This is a genomic window from Vibrio sp. SCSIO 43155 (assembly GCF_023716605.1).
Classification (GTDB): Bacteria; Pseudomonadota; Gammaproteobacteria; order Enterobacterales; family Vibrionaceae; genus Vibrio; species Vibrio harveyi.
On sequence record NZ_CP071852.1, the window covers coordinates 1,627,762 to 1,646,610 of the forward strand.

Annotated in this window: 16 protein-coding genes; 5 read left to right on the forward strand and 11 right to left on the reverse strand. The window is 46.6% G+C overall.

The window, feature by feature from the left end; translation table 11 throughout:
• Nucleotides 1-43: 43 nt before the first annotated feature.
• The 11 genes from J4N44_RS07375 to J4N44_RS07425 all read right to left on the reverse strand — a co-directional run bounded on the left by J4N44_RS07375 (nt 44) and on the right by J4N44_RS07425 (nt 11,903).
• Nucleotides 44-982 (reverse strand): type VI secretion system baseplate subunit TssG, encoded by a 939-nt coding sequence (locus tag J4N44_RS07375; protein WP_252045025.1) that lies wholly within the window; start codon nt 980-982, stop codon nt 44-46.
• Nucleotides 983-994: 12 nt separating this feature from the next.
• Entirely contained in the window at nt 995-2,746 is a 1,752-nt protein-coding gene (gene tssF / locus J4N44_RS07380; protein WP_252045026.1) for a type VI secretion system baseplate subunit TssF, read from the reverse strand.
• Nucleotides 2,739-3,161, reverse strand: a complete 423-nt coding sequence (tssE, locus tag J4N44_RS07385; protein WP_252045027.1) for a type VI secretion system baseplate subunit TssE — start codon at nt 3,159-3,161, stop codon at nt 2,739-2,741. Before tssE ends, tssF begins: the two co-directional genes overlap by 8 nt.
• Entirely contained in the window at nt 3,161-4,555 is a 1,395-nt protein-coding gene (locus tag J4N44_RS07390) for a type VI secretion system contractile sheath domain-containing protein (RefSeq protein WP_252045028.1), read from the reverse strand. Before J4N44_RS07390 ends, tssE begins: the two co-directional genes overlap by 1 nt.
• A gap of 231 nt (nt 4,556-4,786) precedes the next feature.
• Complete coding sequence (gene tssC / locus J4N44_RS07395; RefSeq protein WP_005426542.1) at nt 4,787-6,265, reverse strand: type VI secretion system contractile sheath large subunit; 1,479 nt, start codon at nt 6,263-6,265, stop codon at nt 4,787-4,789.
• Nucleotides 6,265-6,768, reverse strand: a complete 504-nt coding sequence (tssB, locus tag J4N44_RS07400) for a type VI secretion system contractile sheath small subunit (RefSeq protein WP_005443648.1) — start codon at nt 6,766-6,768, stop codon at nt 6,265-6,267. The genes tssC and tssB overlap by 1 nt, the downstream gene beginning before the upstream one ends.
• A gap of 20 nt (nt 6,769-6,788) precedes the next feature.
• On the reverse strand, nt 6,789-7,310 hold the full coding sequence (locus J4N44_RS07405; RefSeq protein ID WP_005443647.1) for an Hcp family type VI secretion system effector: 522 nt from the start codon (nt 7,308-7,310) through the stop codon (nt 6,789-6,791).
• A 32-nt stretch (nt 7,311-7,342) separates the two neighbouring features.
• Nucleotides 7,343-8,812 carry a type VI secretion system protein TssA gene (locus tag J4N44_RS07410; RefSeq protein ID WP_252045029.1) on the reverse strand — a complete coding sequence of 490 codons (1,470 nt, stop codon included), beginning with the start codon at nt 8,810-8,812 and terminating at the stop codon, nt 7,343-7,345.
• Between the two features lie 201 nt (nt 8,813-9,013).
• Nucleotides 9,014-9,316, reverse strand: a complete 303-nt coding sequence (locus J4N44_RS07415) for a PAAR domain-containing protein (protein WP_005426629.1) — start codon at nt 9,314-9,316, stop codon at nt 9,014-9,016.
• A complete protein-coding gene (locus tag J4N44_RS07420) occupies nt 9,313-9,921 on the reverse strand; it encodes a DUF6931 family protein (protein ID WP_252045030.1) in 609 nt (202 codons plus the stop codon). The genes J4N44_RS07415 and J4N44_RS07420 overlap by 4 nt, the downstream gene beginning before the upstream one ends.
• Nucleotides 9,921-11,903 (reverse strand): type VI secretion system Vgr family protein, encoded by a 1,983-nt coding sequence (locus tag J4N44_RS07425; RefSeq protein ID WP_252045031.1) that lies wholly within the window; start codon nt 11,901-11,903, stop codon nt 9,921-9,923. The genes J4N44_RS07420 and J4N44_RS07425 overlap by 1 nt, the downstream gene beginning before the upstream one ends.
• A 134-nt stretch (nt 11,904-12,037) precedes the next feature.
• On the opposite strand from J4N44_RS07425, the gene J4N44_RS07430 reads away from it, so the two are divergent.
• The 5 genes from J4N44_RS07430 to acnD all read left to right on the forward strand — a co-directional run bounded on the left by J4N44_RS07430 (nt 12,038) and on the right by acnD (nt 18,839).
• Nucleotides 12,038-12,928 carry a hypothetical protein gene (locus J4N44_RS07430; RefSeq protein ID WP_005426534.1) on the forward strand — a complete coding sequence of 297 codons (891 nt, stop codon included), beginning with the start codon at nt 12,038-12,040 and terminating at the stop codon, nt 12,926-12,928.
• A gap of 277 nt (nt 12,929-13,205) precedes the next feature.
• The gene (locus J4N44_RS07435; protein WP_009696948.1) at nt 13,206-13,925 is read left to right on the forward strand and encodes a GntR family transcriptional regulator; all 720 of its coding nucleotides are present in this window, start codon (nt 13,206-13,208) and stop codon (nt 13,923-13,925) included.
• Nucleotides 13,926-13,937: 12 nt separating this feature from the next.
• On the forward strand, nt 13,938-14,834 hold the full coding sequence (prpB, locus tag J4N44_RS07440) for a methylisocitrate lyase (protein WP_009702732.1): 897 nt from the start codon (nt 13,938-13,940) through the stop codon (nt 14,832-14,834).
• 120 nt (nt 14,835-14,954) lie between these two features.
• Nucleotides 14,955-16,097 carry a bifunctional 2-methylcitrate synthase/citrate synthase gene (prpC, locus tag J4N44_RS07445; RefSeq protein ID WP_005443640.1) on the forward strand — a complete coding sequence of 381 codons (1,143 nt, stop codon included), beginning with the start codon at nt 14,955-14,957 and terminating at the stop codon, nt 16,095-16,097.
• A gap of 132 nt (nt 16,098-16,229) precedes the next feature.
• Nucleotides 16,230-18,839: a Fe/S-dependent 2-methylisocitrate dehydratase AcnD gene (acnD, locus tag J4N44_RS07450; RefSeq protein ID WP_252045032.1), complete on the forward strand. Its 2,610-nt coding sequence runs from the start codon at nt 16,230-16,232 to the stop codon at nt 18,837-18,839.
• Nucleotides 18,840-18,849 lie beyond the last annotated feature (10 nt).

The following is an 18,849-nucleotide window of genomic DNA, read 5'->3' on the forward strand; positions in this document are numbered from 1 at the left end:
CTTTTGCGCGATAACCTTCTTTGTCGTCGCGGTGTCTACCTAGCTATTTCAGAAGAATCCGAATCCGCTCTGTAGGTTTACGTTCTGGGGCGAGGCAATCCACTTCACCCAATTTCGCGGCTTGATCTGGTTGAGCAGACAGCCTTGGTTTTTCGAGATACGCACGCTTAACGTTGAGATAAATAGAAATCGGCGTGGCGTCTCGTAAATAATGTTGAATGAGCTGGCGCATGTGGCTCGCCAACTGAGTATCTCGATGAATTTGATGCAGTTCTTTGCGGTTGGCAGGCTGGATACTCACCACCAAATGTTGGTTGTAAGTCATGCACGTTTTGCCAATGAGGAAACCTTGTCCGATTCCGCTGTTGTAGTCGTCTTTCTGTCCCAAACGGGTAAGAGAACTTGCTGGTAACTGACGACGTTCATGGCTCTTAGTCGACACATCGATTTGGTAAGGGAAGTAGTCGTTAAGGATCTGTTCTAACGTTTCTAAGTTACGATGCCCTTGAGCGAACAACAGTGAATACTGGAACAGCGCGCCGTGTTCGTGTTTCAGGTTCGCCAGTTGTTTGAGTAGGTCGGTTTTTTCTTTTGCTAGCTCTTTCTGCACCAAGAGGTGAGGAGCGAGTTCTAGCTGTGCGGCAAGTTCAAAATGGCGTTGATTAAAGACGTCTAAAAAGTCCTTAAGTGCGTGATCGTCGTTATGCAGTGCAAACAACAATTCCTCATAGATGTAGTTTGGGATAACCCCTTGTGCGCCAGATAGTGCTTGCTGCGCAATACGAACCTTGGCGCTGTGGTCACTGAACGAGAAGTATTGAATATCGTCGGCATCACCATGAGGCATGGCCTCTGCTTTGAGTTCTAACTTCAGCTTATGTCCAGACTGTTTTGTAATTTGCATCAGCAATCGCATTGCTTGAGCAAAGTCATACTCATGTGGATTCGCTTTTAAATCGTTAATCAGTGAAATCGACATCATCTATCTTCCACGCTACATCGAGCGTTGGCTCCCGTGGATTTTTGGATAACGCCTCGCAATGCCATCTTTGCCATAAAGACGAATTGTGAGCTGAATGTAGCGATCAAAACTACAGAACTGTTGGAAGAAGCGATTCAATACATCGGTGAAAGTCAGATAGTTGCCAGACGTATCGAGAGTGATTTCAATCTCTGTGCCCGGAGAGAAGACGTTCTTGCCAAGAATACGCATCGATGAAACTTGCGAGCGCACTTTAACTGACTGAATCATCTGAATTTCATCGCTCACCAACTGATTGCGGCTACACAATTGCAGCATTTGCTTGAGCTGCTGAGTAGGATCTTCAGAGTGTAAAAGTGACGAGAAGTTACTGTTCAGTAGCCCGATAAATTGCCAGTGCATATTGGCGTCAGATTCACGTTCTATCGGAGCCGACGGCGGGTAGAGCGAATGAAAATCACCGGGTAAATCGATTGGCTCTAAACATGTCATCTCACCACTGATGGTGCATGCTTGTTTGCCATTGGTACAAAGAAGGCGAGTGCCATAGAGTTTGTTGAATTCGAGCTCCTGGTTGGCGTTTAGGCTGATCGCCAATCGCAGTTCACCAGTGGAATCTTTGCGGCTTTGCCAGTAATCACAATGTGGGTCGCTTTGGTAACTGTCTTTAAACAGTGGTGTCAGCAGTTTTTGCCCGCTCGACGTAATCTCAAACACATCCAAAATGTCGACCACTCGAATCTCGTTATCGGTATGCGCATCGGCATTAACGGGAATGGTGAGGCTGCGTTGGTCATAACTGGTTGGTTCGCCCGTCTGCTCGAATAGGTTCACCGCAGGCACGACATTGAGCTTAAACACTTGATTATCGAAAAGACGGATAAACTCCATCGGCAAAGAGTGCATAAACAGGTTTAACACCACCGTTGAACAATCATGTTGCTGACACGCTTCACCAAAGCCTTTAAGACGGAAGAACTGACGTTTCTCTTTGAAGAAGAAAAATTCATTCATCAAATGGTAGCCAGAAAATTGATTGCCTTTTTGTGGCAGAAATTGAAACTGCTTATCGCTGATTCGGCTCTTTAGCTGATCGGCAGCTAAGACAGCGTGATTCTCACCATTGATGTCGGAAATCGATATTGCACGCGCTTCACTGAGCAGCAGTTCAACCAAGGAATCCGCATTGTTCTCGAAACCTTGAACGAAGAAGTCGAGATCTTCTAACGCTAATTGACTGAAGTGCACATCATCATCGCCAGTAGACAGAGTGAGTTGAATAACGGCGGTAGTTTGTTCACTACCTTGTGGGCGATTGAAGTCAAAAGGTGCGCTGCTTGCCTTGGTGTCAATCAGTGCAAATGGTGTCGTTTTGAGTTCATCCGTTGTGGTGAATAAACATGTTTTGCCTTGTGACTCGGAAGAAAAGCGTGTGCCTTTTGGAAGCGTCGTGCTGTCAGTGGAAGGGGCATCTGTGCTCATTTCTAGATACGCCACACTTGGCACAGTTTGAATGTAACTTGGGTAGAGTACGCCAAGTAATCCTTCGACAACTTCAGGGATTTGCTCAGATAGACGTTTTTCGACGTTGGCATTCAGTAGTGCCACGCCATCCAATAAGCGGGCTAAACTCGGGTCTTCGATTTGTCCCTGATGGATATTGAGACGTTGTGCGTGTTCTGGATGTTCAGAGCCAAATTGACCGAGGGCTCGACGGACAAAAGTCAGCTCTTGCTCGTAATAACGCAGTAGAGGATCACTCATACAAATCCTCCTTCATATCGGTGGTCATGTCGCTTAATGAAATCTTGGAATCAAAAATCAGCTCTTTTTCGCCCTGTGCCGTTTTGGATTTGGCGACGATATTGAAAGCGATGGTGTTTTCTCCCGCTTTTCGCTCAACCAGTTCAACCATGACTTGGCTAAGGCGTGGCTCGAAATGTCGAATGTAGTTTTCTAGTTTGAGGGCTAATTGCTGGTGGTCGAGACTAGCACTCAACAGGTGCACATCCTCGATGCCAAAACGGTAGTTAGAGCGCTGCACTTCGGTTAATCGATCATCAATGCTCATCAGTGACGCTTCCGAATCAAACAGGCGAGTCAGGTGATACTTGATGTCCTCGATATCATCTCGACGAGTCGTAGGGGCTGTTTGCACAAAGGTACGCCAAAAACTCATTACGCCACCTCATCCAATTCTGTTGTCAGCACCACTTCGCCACTGAAATGGTCGTATTGATACTGCGGGACGATACGCAATGTACAGACGAAATTGCCCGGATGATGGTCAGAGTCGCACACGCTGATCTTTGCAAAACTCAATGGGTATTTTGATAGGGTTTCTTCATTGGCGTACGCGACGTTACTAGAGAATTTTTCAACCCATTGGGAGAGGAACAACTCACACTCAGCCGCTGTTTTGAAGCTACCGATCATTTCGCGTACTTGTACTTTGAGATAATGTGCAATACGGCAAGACATCAACGAGGTTTGGATTTGAGTGAGGACTTTCTCGTTATCAGACTCGCTGTTGTGCCAAATCGAATTGTTACCATTGAAGTAAAACTTATCGCTCAAAGGGCTCTTAGTAAGAGGGATAAAACCACTTCGACTGTAGAAGGTCGACAGTTGCCCAAACAAGGTCACTTTGGTTTGTGGTTGAATCAGAAAATGGCTATCGCTTTGGCTTTGATTGACCACGGCACCTTGGTTGTTGTCGTTCCAACGAGATTTCAAGAAGCCAAACCAACTCACCCGTTGATGCTCTCGCATAATGGTGGATACAAACGCAAAGCCCGCATTGCCCCAAAGCCCGTTTTGCTTCTCGTTGTAGATGAATCCCACTTTGGCGTTTTGATAACGTGTACGCATACACATTTCTGGCATCACTAAACCGACAAAACGCGCAGAGGACTTACTGCGTAAGGACTGCCACGATTGGTAATCAGGACTAGCAAGGATCTTCTCGATTCGGTTGATGTCAGACAGCCAGTCTGCGCCGGATTCGACAAAGAAATCGCGATTAGGAGCAAACAGCATTGGGCATAACGTCGCTTCACCCAAGCGGCTTAATAGCTCCACAGTGAACAAATCATCGTAGTCAGATTCGAAATCCATATCTGCCGCGATAGGTTGTGTGAACAGCAAGCAACCGAATGGATGTCCGCCTAAGGTGTTTAACTCTTGGTTGCCGATCTTGTTGTATAACTCGGACGTTTTGGTGCTGTAGGCTTGATTGACGTCGGAAGACACTTCTTCCCAACTCATATTGAGAAGCTTGAGTTGAGTGCGTTGGTAATTAACGGGCAGGGTAGCTAAGCCTTGAAGCCCTAGCCAATTGGTTTGCAGTGCCTCAAATTCTGGATGATGCAATAGCTTATCCATTTGATTCGAGAGCTTATTGTCAATCTCTGCAATCAAGCGCGAAACATGTGTGATAAGCGCGTCTGAACTGTCTAGCGCGGAGCGAGACACTTGAGACAGTAAAGAGAGCGCCTCTTGTAAAAAGTCGCTGTCTTTATCGTCTAGCTGTGTAAATTGGGTCTGCCAACCTGAGTGATAAATCTTACTCATACTATCCTTGTGACCTAAATCGAATTGGCTTGGTCGAAGCATCCTACTTCGACCAAGCTTTATCGTGCGTATACCAATCGTAGTAAATAACTGGTCGTTCTAGCTGGTTATAACGCTCGATAACTTCGTTTAAAATTTTGGCTGTAGAATAACTACTTACCGAAAATTTTAGCCTTGTTCTCAAGCGTTATTCCTGCGCTAACTCTGACCACTTACTTACTGTGATCGGTATTAACCTGGGATCTTCGCTACCATACGAACCGACGTAGTCAGCTCTTCAAGTTGTAGCCAAGGTCTTAGGTGAGCAACAGCTGAATACGCGCCCGGTTTACCCGGTTGTTCAACCACTTCAATGCGAGACTCCGCCAACGGCGTTTTCGCTCGTTGATCGTTACCAATTGCACCTGCGTTGGTGTATTGATCGATCCACAGCTGAAGTTCACGTTGAATGTCTGGCGCTTCTAGGTTTGAGCCTAGCTTGTCGCGACCCATGACTTTCAAGTAGTGAGCGATGCGACCACTTGCCATGATGTAAGGAAGACGCGCTGAAATCGCTGCGTTTGCTGTTGCATCTGGATCTGTGTACGTCTTCGGTTGCTGCGTTGTTTGACCGCCAATGAACACGCCATAGTTTGAGTTCTTGTAGTGAACCAGTGGCAAGAAGCCTAGGTCACTTAACTCTTTCTCGCGTTCGTCGGTTAGGTTCACTTCTGTTGGACATTGCTGAACCAAGTCGCCAGCTTCGGTCTTGTACGTAAGGTTTGGTAGGTTTTCTACTTTACCGCCGTTATCCAGACCGCGAATCGCTGTACACCAACCGTACGCAGTGAACGCTTGCGTCATTTTCAGACCTAACTCGTAAGCGGCATTAGACCAAACCAACTCATCATTGCTTGATGGGTTCGGGTTGCCATCTTGGTCAGTGTTTAACTCTTCGTAGCTAAACAGCTTGGTGCCAAGACCTTTCTCACCGTAAGGAAGGCGAGCTAGTGTGCGCGGTAGTGTTAGAGTTACGTAACGCGCGTCGTCACTTTCACGGAACGAGTTCCATGCAGCATAAGCCGGAGAATCAAAACCAGCCGCGACAGGTTTGCCTTCTTCGAAGGTAGTGAAGTCATTGAACTCAAACATTTCAGCGTTTGCTGCGGCAATGAACGGAGCGTGACACGCAGCGGCTACTTCACCCATGTAACGAAGTAGGGCGACGTCTTCATCTTTTGCGCTGAACTCGTAATCACCGATGAAGGTACCGTATGGTTCACCACCTGCTGTGCCGTATTCGCCTTGGTATACCGCGTTAAACAGTGGGCTACGGTCGATGGCTGGTGCATCTTCAAATTGATCAAGCAGCTCGTCTTTGGTGTAGTCGACCATTTTGATTTTCAGTGAACGTCCTAGGTCGCTCTCTTTAACCAGCTTTTGCAGCCCACGCCATGAACCTTCTAGCTTTTGGAAGTCATTTTCTTGCATGACTTTCGATAGCTGTTTAGAAAGCTTTTTGTCGATCTCTACGATGGCGTTTTCAATCGTTTTGGTGACGTTCTTGTCCCAGGTTACTGTACCGCTTAGCGCTTGCTCTGCCAGTACAGAGAACAGTTCTTTTGTCGTGTCCGCTGGCGTTTGTGTGGTCGCTTCGATTGCACGATCCAGAAAGCTCAGCGAAGCTTCAGCCGCTTCTGCTTGTGGTTGGTTTTCAACTTCCGTCGTCATTATTCTGCTCCTTCTTTCTGGATGCCTAGCTCATCGGAAAGGGCGTTAATAGTGTCTGCGCTTTGCAGCACTTCCTTGAGTAGCTTCTCTAGATCACGAGAACGGTCCGCTTTTGAAAGCAGTACTTTGAGTTGGTTACGAGTCTCAACAAGCTTCTTGAGCGGTTCAACTTGCTCAACGATGGCTTCAGGCTCGAAATCTTTCATTGATGAGAATTTCAGACTCGCTTCGATTTGGCTGTCGTCATCAACCAAAACGTTGTCCACTTTGAGTGATAACTCAGGACCAACTCGCTTCATGACAGTATCGAAGTTGTCTTTGTCGACGTTATAGAAGGTGCGATCTTCCACGTCTTCTTTGTCTTGCTTGTGACCCGAATAATCACCGACGACTCCCACCACAAAAGGGAGTTCTTTGGTTTCTACTGCGCCATTCGTCTCGACATCGTAAGTAATACTTACACGGTTTTTGCTAACTCGCTTGTGTTGGGAGTTCAGTGCCATAATGGTATCTCCTTATTCCATTAAGAAGCTGTCGAAGTAACTTTCGCTGTCGTCGCGTCAAAGCCCACTTCAGGGCCTTTCTCGATTTTGCCGCCTTCGCCTTCGATGTAGTACGCTTTCGAAATCTCGGTGTATGTCAGGCTGAACGATTCATTTGGTAGATGACCATCCGACGCGCCCATGTTGTAGCTCGACATACGTGCTGCGCTCAGTGTCAGGATTAGGTATGGATCTGCACCAGAACCTTCACGGTTTGGCTTAGTCATCACGATCTCGATGGTTTTACCTTCACCACCTGGTGCGTATAGGAACGTTGTTAGGTAAGGCGTTGCGCCATCACAGCCTCGAGTGATGTTCACTTCACCTAGCGCGACCATGCCTTGGTCTGCGTTGTTCGCGTTACCGACGTCGATGCCAACGCCACGAACGGCACTCCAGTTCACTGTATCAATAGCAAAAAATCCATCCTTGCCACCGATCTTATCTACCGTTGCAGCACCTTTTGGTGTAGTGCCATCAATTCTCATGTAAATAGAAGCCATTTGGTTCTCCTTTGCTTATTAGCATTTATGCTTCACCACTCGAAATCGGTAATACCGCTCGACGATTGAGTAGTTTTTACTTCTGGTTGGTTGGTTGTATTAGGAGTGTCGCTTTGCTCTGACGTTGTAGGTTCAATTGACGTTGCACTTTGAGACTCCTCATTAGAGGCAGTTTGAACCTCAGTCGCAGGTGGTACGGTCGAAACCGGCTCTTGCACTGATTGTGGTTCAGGAATTCTCTTCAGAATGGTTTGTTCTAAATTGTCCATTCCTGTGAGTTGATTGATATGGTCGAGCACTTGGTTGTTGCCACCAGTCATTTCTTGGAGTAGTTCTGGTAAGCTTAGATAACCCCAACGAATTGCGCGCTCTAGCAAGAACGGAACAGGGCTGTGTGGCTCGGTTTGTTTGAAGTAGTCGGCGAGCTTTCTAAGTTCATGAAAGGCGTGGTCGCGATTGTGTACTTGAACATCGATGCTAACGGAAGGCGCTTGGATAAGGGGTTGAGTCTGTGTGGTTGAAGTGGGGGGCACAGAATCGATTTGCTGAGTAGAAGACGTTTGGCTCGTTTCTTTACTCGCTTGACCCGTTGTTTGAGCAACTGATTCCAATATGTTATCAGTCGGCTCAACAGCACTTACGCTTGGTAGTTCTATCTCAGCGGCTTGTGGTTCATCTTTTAACAGCCTAAATTTTTCGTCTAACGGCCACTTGGAAAAATTATCTTCGGTGAGGTAACGAATCGCATTTATAAGTTCAGCGATGTTTTCTTTGATGAATTTGAAACTTACTGGCGTGGCGTTAATTGGTTGGCAATGCTTCGCGATGGCTTGTTCTGTAGTATCAAGATTCTTATACGTTTGCGCCAGATCCATTAAGATGTCTTGCGTGTCTGCGCTGAAAAGGTTTTGCGCTTTAGTTTTGATTTCGCCAAGCGAACCGTTGCGCTCTGCACGTAGGTAATCTGCAAAAGTGATGTCATCAATCAAGCCGATTAACTGCAAAGGCATATACACGGCAGTTGTATCATGAGTTTCGCCAACAAGCTGTAGCAAAGGCTTCATACGGAACTCAGCACGTTCTCTCGCTATGCCAGACTCTTCTGCGCTTTTTAGTTTGTCTTCAGGAAGGAATGGATTGAGAGAGTCCCAAAACTGCTCCACGGTGCTTAGAAGAACTTGCGTTGCGTCGGCAAGGTTTCGATAGGGTGCGTCGGTGAACAACTGACTGGTGATATACCAACCTAGTAACTCCAAGTCTTTGCTTGACTGGGTGAGAGCGTGAAATGTCGCGGTACGCAGTTGCGTCCAGTTTTCATCATTACTCTCAAGTAAGGATTCATCACTGGATGCTTCGGGCGTTTCCACCAACTGGCGAAATGACGATTGCGCCGCATTGTAACTGTTTCTCAGTGCTCGATAGGCACTTCTATCGAGTTTTAGATAGACGCCACTCGGCGATCCATCTGTGATCGGTGCCAAAAGACTATCAATATCAACCATATTCAATCCATGAATTATTGTTTTATTAAGCCAGAGATAATTCCGTTCCTCTGGTTTCATAGTTTGTAAACTTCAGTCTAGTGAGGATTTTCCTAAATAGCCGATAAAAATTAACTATTTAATAAAAACTAAGATGTCGATCCAAAAAATTGGTCGGAGGAATACATCTGTCAATATAATGTCCTGATTTATAAAGGGGTTTTATCCCCCTATAAGTACAGTGGGCATTCCTGCAACGATACTTCCGCCGTGAGACGTCGTGTCTCCCATTCGGGCTGCAGGCTTATTGCTTAATAGCACGGTCGTGCTTCCCATCGCGATAGAATCCGGGGTTCCAACGCATACACAAACATCACTCACTGTGGCAGCAGGTAAGCTTCCGATCAGTACGGTTGGAGCTCCAGGACCGGTGACCGGACCACCCACATGAGGAATTGGTGGGGTTGCTGGTGTCTGCATTGGGCATACATGCATGTCAGTGATACGAGCAGCAGGTAACGTCATCGTACTTCTCCTTGTACTGCAGTTTGTGATTGGTTATCTGAAGTGCCTTGACCGCCCGCAGCAATATTCAGAGCCATGGCGATTGCGGCTTGATAGTAAGGTTTAGTTTTGTCCCATTCAGGAAGGGCGGCTGCGTGATTGATCGCTCCCGCAGTCGCTTTCGCGTAGAGAAATGGATCAGGCATAACGGGTGGAATATCTGGTGCAACGATGCTGCCAGAACCATTCCAAAATACCGATTGAGCAAGCCAAGATGGGCCGCAATTAAGTTCCAATCGATGAGAGAGATGTTCGGCTTTGCGGCGCAATTCTTCGGAGGGGGAACGCACCCAAGCCATACACGTTTCGACACTTTGTTTTTGAAGGGGTGACCATTCTTCATTGCGTTGATTTAAACACAACGCTCCCCACCAGATTGCCTCCCGTACTGGCAGAGCGTGCGTCAAAAACTGCACGAGGTCGTTGTAGAGCTCTTTGTCTGTGAGTGATTGAATTGCATCGCTGATGCTGGTCTCTTCGTCGAGCAGTGCCTTTGCTTCGTCACTGGCTTTGAATCTCGGTAGTATTTGCCCAGCCGTTTGGTATGGAATCTTCTTATATTTCATTAGTTAACCTTTACAATTGCGCCTTTTACTTCGCCCATTACGCCGCCATCAAATGTCGCTTTGAGACCCGATTTAAACTCCGCACTCAAAGAGCCTTCAGCAGAGAGCGTGGTGTCCGCTTTGATGGAAATACTCAAGCCAGAAATACTGTTTGAACTGGTTGCTTCAAGAGCGGTCGTGGTGCCAGAAACTTTGTTGGCTGAAGTGGCTTTGCTGGTGACGTTAGTCCCTTCCAAATTCAGTGCGCTGCTCGCTTTGATGTCGATATTGGTTGCTTCAATGGCAATGGATGATGAGGACAGGGTTATTTTGCTTGAGCCAACTTTGAGCTCGATAGAATCGTCAGCTTCAATCGAAATCGACTTGGCTTTTTCGCTCAGTGCTTTGGTTACGCTCAGCGAGTAGTTGTCTTCTGTCGACACTGATACCGCTTTGGTGACTGTTTGGCTTAATTCACCCTTGATGGTTTCGGTTTGGTTGTTTTCAACTTCTTGTGTCAGGTCTTTGGCTGCATGAAGGTAAAGTAATTCATTGTCTTTTTTGTCATCGAAGTAGAGCTCATTGCTCTGTCCGGAAAGTTGAGTTTTGATGCCAGACTTTGTTGTATTGGCTTCTGCGTATGGCGGAGCATTTTTGCTGTTGTAAACGCTGCCTGTGATGATTGGTCTATCTGGATCGCCATCAATGAAAGAGACCAGAACCTCTTGCCCGGCTCGCGGCACAAACTGAGCACCGTAACCGCTTCCCGCAAGCATTTGTGCGACACGAACATAACAACTGGTTTTGTCGCCACTTGCGTCTGTATCCCATTGGAACTGAATACGCACGCGACCTTGTTCGTCCTGATTAATATCGCCCGCGGTTGAGCCAGCAACGACTGCGCTTTGCAAGCCCTGAACCACTTGTTTGGAGCGAGGTTGCGGGTAGTGAGGGGTATCTTTTGGAATTACTTTCAGTCTAGTGCTGCTCTGTGCACTTTCAGTGTATTCCACTTCCATACTGATGACCGAAAAGTCACCAAGTTGCTCTTTGTCTAGATGGCTTGAGAGCGAGAAGTAAGTACCGAGCTCGAAGAGATCATGTTTTGCGCTGGCAATGACACTTTGGTAATCCTGCTCAACATACTCGATTCGACGTTTGGCAAGATTGCTTGAGAGATCTGTCATGTCCCCGCTGATACCCAAAGTCGGGTAATGCGTGTTGACGAGTTTAGTGTTGTTGGCAATGGTATTGCTGGAGGTTTTACTGCCGCTAGTGATGAGTTTCGTCTGCGAATAATCGTAGCTTGATAGCTCGACACTCGCGCCATGAAAAGCAACGGTAGGGCACCAATCTTCAAGCAAAGGAAGTGAGCCTGTCGGCGTTTCCTTCATATCAAATTTTGCAGTGCTGGCTTTATCAAATGGAGTTTGAGCGTCTTGCAAAATCATGGTGTGTGAACCACTCGCATGCTCAAAATAATAATGAACGCCTTCCTCAGCGAGCAGGCGAGAAACGAAATCAAAATCTGATTCGTTATATTGCAAACAATATTCACGCTTGGTCGAAGGCATGCTGGATATTTTATAGTTACCTTTGAAACCTGCGTTATCGAAAATATCACTGACAATTTCTTGTGTGGATTGATTTTGATAAACCCGGAAAGAATGTGTGTGTTTTAATAACCAAAACCACGGTTTAAGCGTTATTTCATATTGGTGGTTTTGTAAATTTGAATCCATTCCTAAATGTTGGATCAATGTCACAACTCCATTGTAGGAACGATTGAGTGTATTGCTGCCAGATTCGTTGAAATAACGGTTTATGGTAAGGAACTGACCTAGTTGATCTTGCATGTCAAAGCCACTGGACACCAGCATTGCTTTGATTTCAAAGGGCTCTGATAAGGCTTGCTTTATTGTTGCATTACTTATGATATGTTCTTGATTACTTGAGTCTTTTGCAGACATCAAACTAGCCGAACTGCTGTATTTATCAGCCATTGCATATCCTTATGCTTGAACTTTTCAATAATAAAAATTTGAAATATAAATACTATTATTAATCAAATTACTCAAAAAATAGCAGTATTAGATCTTATTCGCTATTCGATTTATTAAAAGAAAAGGAGTTCTTTATGGCGAGTCAAAATGCAAAAAAGATGGCAAAAGAATTTTTGCAAAATGTAGAAAAGGACAGTAAGTCATATCACAAAAGTTGGGCGAGAAAATTCGGTAATAAATACCAATCTGCAAAGAACTGGGTGAAACGTGACAAGAAAATGGTCGCGATGGATATTGCGCAAAAAGGGGTAAGGACTGGTATCGGGATGATTCCATTTCCCGGCTCGAAAGAGGGGGCAGCCCTGTTGGAAGTCGCAGGTGGTGCAGCGTTAAAAGCAGCATCTCGTAAAGCGTGGGAGGAGGGCTCAAAGAAAGGCGTTAAATCTCTTCTTAATAAAAAAATTGAATCTGCTCGCAAGCAACTTAAAACCAACTCGGTAGGAAAAGTCGATCACGAGTTCTTGGCGCTTTCTGCGCGTAAGCGTGATGAACACATTCATGCGATTCGTAAATTGGTGAAGTACGAAGTTAAGTTACTGCCAAAGCGTTCCGATGAACTCAGTTTGCGTTTATTCAAGCTTAAAGAGGCGATCAATGAATCCCGCGTGAAACTCAACAAAACCACCATGTCTTCCACATCGGCTATCGATAACATGCAAGCTTGGACGGAGTTCTTTTCTGCCATCAAAGAGGTGGAGCACTACCAAGCGAAATTGCGTGAAAGCCTGATTCAAGTGCAAGAAATCACCAAGGATGTGGAGTGGTTCTTGGCGGCTTCTGAAGCAACGACTGATCAGATGAATGCACAAAACTTACCGCAACTAGAAGAAGCGTTTGACCAGATCCGCCGCAGTTACGGCAACATCAATTCGCTGAAACAGCTGCAAGATATGATGTTGGAGAGAAACCTCGTTGAATCCGGTTTGTTGGATGAAAAAGACTTAACCTACAAACTGGTCAACTAGACAAATATGACCGTCCGTTAGCAAATTAAACTCAAATAGGGAGCTGACGTGCTCCCTTATTCTTTTTACTTGCTGAATTTATTGGGTTTTTATTGTCGACAATTTCAGCTTGCTCTTATCGAAATGAATATTTATCCACTCATAAATCACTCAATAACACTATACCTTAGTCTAAATTGTCGACAATTTTCTTGATTGTCGACAATCTGATCGTCTATTTTATGTTCAAGTTAACAAATTGTTGACACTTTGGTTTCTAAATACGAGTGCCTTGAATATGAATACAGAATTGAAAACTCGTCATAAAGTAATTGTCTCTGAGAAGGAGCATACTAAATCTGAATCGCTGACCGAATCGTTAGTGGAAGCGATTGTGAGTGGTGAAATTGAACCGGGCAGTAAAATCTCAGAGCCTGAGTTAGCCAAGAAATATCAAGTGAGTAGAGGTCCTTTACGTGAAGCCATGATGCGTCTTGAAGGGCTTGGGTTGATTGAGCGCATTCCGCATGTTGGCGCTCGTGTGATCACTTTCTCTCCGGAAAAACTCATCGAATTGTATTCCGTCCGCGAAGCATTAGAGGGCATGGCGGCAAGGCTAGCGGCTCGCTATATCACTCAAGAAGAGCTACTGAGTTTGGAAATGCTATTGTCGACACATTCCAAACATATTGATGAAGTCGAAGGATCGTCTTACTTCCACCAGCATGGTGACTTCGACTTCCATTATCGAATCATTCAAGCGAGTCGAAACAGCAAGCTTATCTCTTTGCTTTGCGACGAGTTGTACCACTTGTTGCGCATGTATCGTTACCAATCACCACGTGCGCAATCTCGTCCTAACGAAGCACTCAACGAACACAAATTCATTCTGCAAGCGATTCGCAACCGTGATGAAGAACTCGCAGAAATGCTGATGAGAAGGCACATCTCAGGCAGCCGAAAACTTATCGAATTACAGATTTTACATTCTGAAAGTAAAGATAGAGAACAAGACTAGAAGGAAATTGTCATGAGCTTATCTCCGGGGGCGAAGTTCAGACTCGCCATTGAGCAAAACAACCCGCTGCAGATCGTCGGCACCATTAACCCATACTGCGCCATGATGGCGAAAAACTTGGGTCACCAAGCTATCTATTTGTCGGGTGGCGGTATCGCTAACGCATCTTACGGTTTGCCAGATCTTGGCATTACGACACTGAACGATGTTTTGGTGGATGTAGACCGTATCACCAACGCGTGTGATTTGCCGTTACTGGTTGATATCGATACCGGTTTTGGTGGAGCTTTTAACATCGCACGCACCATCAAAGCGATGGAAAAAGCCGGTGCGGCGGCAGTGCACATGGAAGACCAAGTGGCGCAGAAGCGTTGTGGTCATCGCCCAAACAAAGCGATTGTTAGCCAACAAGAAATGGTTGATCGAGTGAAAGCGGCGGTGGATGCACGTAATGACGAGAGCTTTGTCATTATGGCTCGCACTGATGCGTTAGCGGTTGAAGGCATGGACAGTGCGATTGAACGTGCGATTGCATGTGTGGAAGCGGGCGCAGACATGATCTTCCCTGAGGCAATGAATCAGCTAGACCAATATCAACAGTTCTCGGCAGCGCTTGAAGACGCGACAGGGAAACACGTTCCAATTCTTGCCAACATTACTGAGTTTGGACAAACGCCGCTATACGGCTGTGAAGAGTTAGCCCAATCCAAAGTGGACATGGTTTTGTACCCATTGAGCGCATTCCGTGCGATGAACAAAGCGGCTGAGATGGTTTACAAACACTTGCTTGAAGTTGGCAACCAAGAAGCGATGCTTGATTCAATGCAGACACGAAAAGAGCTGTATGAGCACCTTAATTACCACGACTACGAGAATAAGTTAGACAAGCTGTTCTCGGAGGGTAAATAAGGTCAACAAAGGAAACAAACGGAAGCCCAAGAAAAGAATCTCTAATCCAATAACGTGAAACTTGTCTGATTCAAAAGAGCCCATTAAGAGAGCCAAATCAGACAGAAAAGGAGTTCAACAATGCCTCATTCTGTAGAAAAGAAAGCTGAGATAGGTGGCGCAGGTCTACGCGGTCAAAGCGCTGGAAGCACAGCTTTATGCACTGTCGGTAAAACGGGGACGGGTCTAACGTATCGTGGTTACGATATTACGGACTTGGCAAATCATGCTCAATTTGAAGAAGTGGCGCATTTGCTGTTACGCGGTCACTTACCTAATCAACAAGAGCTAGACGCGTACAAGACACATCTATTGAGCTTGCGTGGCTTACCAGCGGAGCTTAAGCAAGCGTTAGAGCTGATCCCTTCTGATGCTCACCCGATGGACGTTATGCGCACAGGTTGCTCTATGCTGGGTAACTTAGAGCAAGAAATGGACTTTGAGCAACAGCTACATGCTACTGAGCGAATGCTGGCGCTTTTCCCTGCGATCATCTGTTACTGGTATCGCTTCAGCCACGATGGCGTACGAATCAAAACTCACGATAACAGCGAAGACTGTATTGGCGGCTACTTCCTGAAACTGCTTACTGATAAAGCACCAAGTGAAACGCACAAAAAGGTGATGCACTGTTCTTTGATCCTTTATGCAGAGCATGAGTTTAATGCCTCAACATTTGCAGCGCGTGTGTGTGCTTCTACGCTTTCTGATCTTCATTCTTGTATTACGGCTGCTATCGGTACGTTACGTGGTCCACTTCATGGCGGTGCAAACGAAGCGGCGATGGAGATGATTCAAGATTGGCAAACGCCAGATGAGGCAGAAGCCAATATTCTGCAAATGCTAGAGAACAAAGACAAAATCATGGGCTTTGGGCATGCGATTTATCGTGAAAGTGATCCTCGTAATGCACTGATCAAGCGTTGGTCAGAAGCGTTATCGAAAGAGGTGGGTGACACACATCTTTACGCGGTTTCTGAGCGTGTGGAATCCGTAATGAAGCGCGAGAAAGGTCTGTTCTGTAATGCCGACTTCTTCCATGCTTCGGCTTACCACTTCATGGATATTCCAACCAAATTGTTTACACCAATCTTTGTTATGAGCCGACTGACAGGTTGGGCGGCGCACGTGTATGAACAACGCGCGAACAACCGAATTATTCGCCCAAGTGCGGATTATACCGGACCGGATCATCAAGACTGGGTGCCAATCGAACAACGCTAGCGCGTGACGCCTCTTTGTGAGTGTTGTCTTGATGGCATTCACAAGGGGCGTCTCTTTCACCGCGAATCCATTTCAAAAACAGTATCGCGGTGCGTTCAGGCACAAGATGTACACTAAAGCGGAAGCAAGCCCATGAGCATCACCACAAACATAAATACTCAATATCGTAAGCCGCTCCCGGGAACCCAACTCGATTATTTTGATATCCGAGAAGCAGTTAACGATATTTCTCCTGGAGCCTATGAAAAGCTCCCATACACCTCACGCGTTTTAGCCGAGCAGTTGGTTCGTCGCTGTGACCCAAATACGCTCACTGATAGCCTAAAACAGTTGATTGAACGCAAACGTGACCTCGATTTTCCTTGGTATCCGGCACGCGTGGTTTGTCATGACATCCTTGGACAAACGGCATTAGTCGACCTCGCTGGTTTGCGTGATGCGATTGCCGAACAAGGCGGTGACCCAGCGAAAGTAAACCCTGTGGTTGAAACGCAATTGATCGTTGACCATTCACTGGCAGTTGAACACGCAGGCTTTGACCCAGAGGCGTTTGAGAAAAACCGCGCGATAGAAGAGCGTAGAAACGAAGACCGATTCCACTTTATTGAATGGTGTAAAACGGCGTTTGAGAACGTCAGTGTTATTCCTGCGGGTAACGGCATCATGCACCAAATCAACTTGGAGAAGATGTCTCCGGTTGTGCAAGCCAAGCAAGGCATTGCCTATCCTGATACCTGTGTCGGTACGGATAGTCACACTCCTCACGTTGATTCACTTGGCGTTATTGCGATTGGTGTCGGCGGTTTAGAGGCGGAGACGGTTATGCTTGGTCGCCCGTCGATGATGCGTCTACCAGACATTGTTGGCGTGAAGCTTACTGGTAAGCGTCAACCGGGTATTACCGCCACGGATATCGTACTAGCGATTACCGAGTTTCTGCGAAATGAACGCGTGGTTTCATCTTATCTCGAATTCTTTGGTGAAGGGGCGCGAGACCTAACCATTGGCGACCGCGCAACCATCTCAAACATGACGCCAGAATACGGCGCAACCGCTGGGATGTTCTACATTGATGAGCAGACTATTAATTACCTCAAACTGACAGGTCGCGATGATCAACAGGTCGACTTGGTTGAGAAGTACGCCAAGCAAACCGGTCTGTGGGCAGATGATTTAGACACGGCGGTTTACGAACGCGTGCTTGAGTTCGATTTGTCCCGAGTCGGGCGCAATTTGGCAGGTCCATCTAATCCTCATCGTCGTTTACCTACCGCAGAGCTTGCTGAACGTGGCGTTTCTGGCGAGTGGCAAGAGAAAGAAGGCGAACTTCCCGATGGCGCGGTGATCATTGCGGCGATTACTTCTTGTACCAACACCAGTAACCCAAGAAATGTTGTTGCAGCGGGTCTGGTCGCTAAGAAAGCGAATGAGCTTGGATTGGTGCGCAAACCTTGGGTGAAGTCTTCATTTGCTCCGGGGTCTAAAGTTGCTCGACTCTACCTTGAAGAATCTGGCTTACTCCCTGAATTGGAGAAGCTTGGTTTTGGTATCGTGGCTTATGCGTGTACAACCTGTAACGGTATGAGCGGCGCACTTGACCCGAAAATCCAACAAGAAATCATCGATCGAGATCTGTATTCAACGGCGGTACTTTCTGGGAACCGCAACTTTGATGGTCGAATTCATCCTTACGCAAAACAAGCATTTTTAGCATCGCCACCTTTGGTCGTTGCTTATGCGTTAGCTGGGACGATTCGTTTTGATATCGAACGTGATTCTTTGGGTACAGACAAAGACGGCAAGCCGGTTTATCTCAACGACTTGTGGCCAACGGATGAAGAAATTGATGCTGTGGTGGGTGAGTACGTTAAGCCAGAACAATTTAATCAAGTCTACATTCAAATGTTCAAACTGAATGATGAGGCTCGCAATCCGAATCCGCTCTACGATTGGCGTCCGATGAGTACGTATATCCGTCGACCTCCCTACTGGCAAAAAGAGGGGGAGGGAGCACTGGCTAGTGAGCGAACTCTGTCTTCAATGCGTCCTCTTGCCGTTTTAGGCGACAACATTACAACCGACCATTTGTCGCCATCAAACGCAATTTTGGCAAGCAGCGCAGCAGGCGAATACCTCGCGAAGATGGGCGTGCCAGAAGAAGATTTTAACTCATACGCGACTCACCGAGGTGATCACTTAACCGCGCAGCGTGCCACTTTTGCTAACCCGAAATTGTTCAACGAAATGGTCAAGGAAAATGGCGAATTAGTGCAAGGATCGTTAGCGAGAGTCGAGCCTGAAGGCAAAGTGACACGCATGTGGGAAGCGATTGAGACTTACATGAATCGCAAGCAGCCGCTTATCGTGGTCGCGGGTGCGGATTATGGTCAAGGGTCGTCGCGAGATTGGGCGGCGAAAGGCGTTCGCTTGGCGGGTGTAGAAGCGATTGTCGCGGAAGGTTTTGAGCGCATTCACCGTACCAATTTAGTTGGCATGGGCGTGCTTCCTCTGCAATTTAAAGATGGCGTGAACCGAAAGACGCTCGAATTAGATGGCACTGAACTTTATGACGTTATCGGCGATATCACTCCTGGTGCTGATTTGGCGCTGGTGATTACTCGTGCGAATGGCGACAAGGTTGATGTGCCGGTGACTTGTCGACTCGATACCGAAGATGAAGTTCACGTGTACAAAGCGGGCGGTGTGTTACAGCGCTTTGCTCAAGATTTCCTCTCGCAATAGATAGCGCAAT

Excerpts from the sequence above, each read along its gene's own strand:
- J4N44_RS07415 (WP_005426629.1), bottom strand. The coding sequence starts at position 9,316 with ATGACGTTACCTGCTGCTCGTATCACTGACATGCATGTATGCCCAATG.
- acnD (WP_252045032.1), top strand. The coding sequence starts at position 16,230 with ATGAGCATCACCACAAACATAAATACTCAATATCGTAAGCCGCTCCCG.
- J4N44_RS07425 (WP_252045031.1), bottom strand. The coding sequence starts at position 11,903 with ATGGCTGATAAATACAGCAGTTCGGCTAGTTTGATGTCTGCAAAAGAC.
- tssE (WP_252045027.1), bottom strand. The coding sequence starts at position 3,161 with ATGAGTTTTTGGCGTACCTTTGTGCAAACAGCCCCTACGACTCGTCGA.
- J4N44_RS07420 (WP_252045030.1), bottom strand. The coding sequence starts at position 9,921 with ATGAAATATAAGAAGATTCCATACCAAACGGCTGGGCAAATACTACCG.
- prpB (WP_009702732.1), top strand. The coding sequence starts at position 13,938 with ATGAGCTTATCTCCGGGGGCGAAGTTCAGACTCGCCATTGAGCAAAAC.
- tssF (WP_252045026.1), bottom strand. The coding sequence starts at position 2,746 with ATGAGTGATCCTCTACTGCGTTATTACGAGCAAGAGCTGACTTTTGTC.
- J4N44_RS07430 (WP_005426534.1), top strand. The coding sequence starts at position 12,038 with ATGGCGAGTCAAAATGCAAAAAAGATGGCAAAAGAATTTTTGCAAAAT.
- J4N44_RS07405 (WP_005443647.1), bottom strand. The coding sequence starts at position 7,310 with ATGGCTTCTATTTACATGAGAATTGATGGCACTACACCAAAAGGTGCT.
- tssB (WP_005443648.1), bottom strand. The coding sequence starts at position 6,768 with ATGGCACTGAACTCCCAACACAAGCGAGTTAGCAAAAACCGTGTAAGT.
- tssC (WP_005426542.1), bottom strand. The coding sequence starts at position 6,265 with ATGACGACGGAAGTTGAAAACCAACCACAAGCAGAAGCGGCTGAAGCT.
- J4N44_RS07390 (WP_252045028.1), bottom strand. The coding sequence starts at position 4,555 with ATGAGTAAGATTTATCACTCAGGTTGGCAGACCCAATTTACACAGCTA.
- J4N44_RS07435 (WP_009696948.1), top strand. The coding sequence starts at position 13,206 with ATGAATACAGAATTGAAAACTCGTCATAAAGTAATTGTCTCTGAGAAG.
- J4N44_RS07410 (WP_252045029.1), bottom strand. The coding sequence starts at position 8,812 with ATGGTTGATATTGATAGTCTTTTGGCACCGATCACAGATGGATCGCCG.
- prpC (WP_005443640.1), top strand. The coding sequence starts at position 14,955 with ATGCCTCATTCTGTAGAAAAGAAAGCTGAGATAGGTGGCGCAGGTCTA.
- J4N44_RS07375 (WP_252045025.1), bottom strand. The coding sequence starts at position 982 with ATGATGTCGATTTCACTGATTAACGATTTAAAAGCGAATCCACATGAG.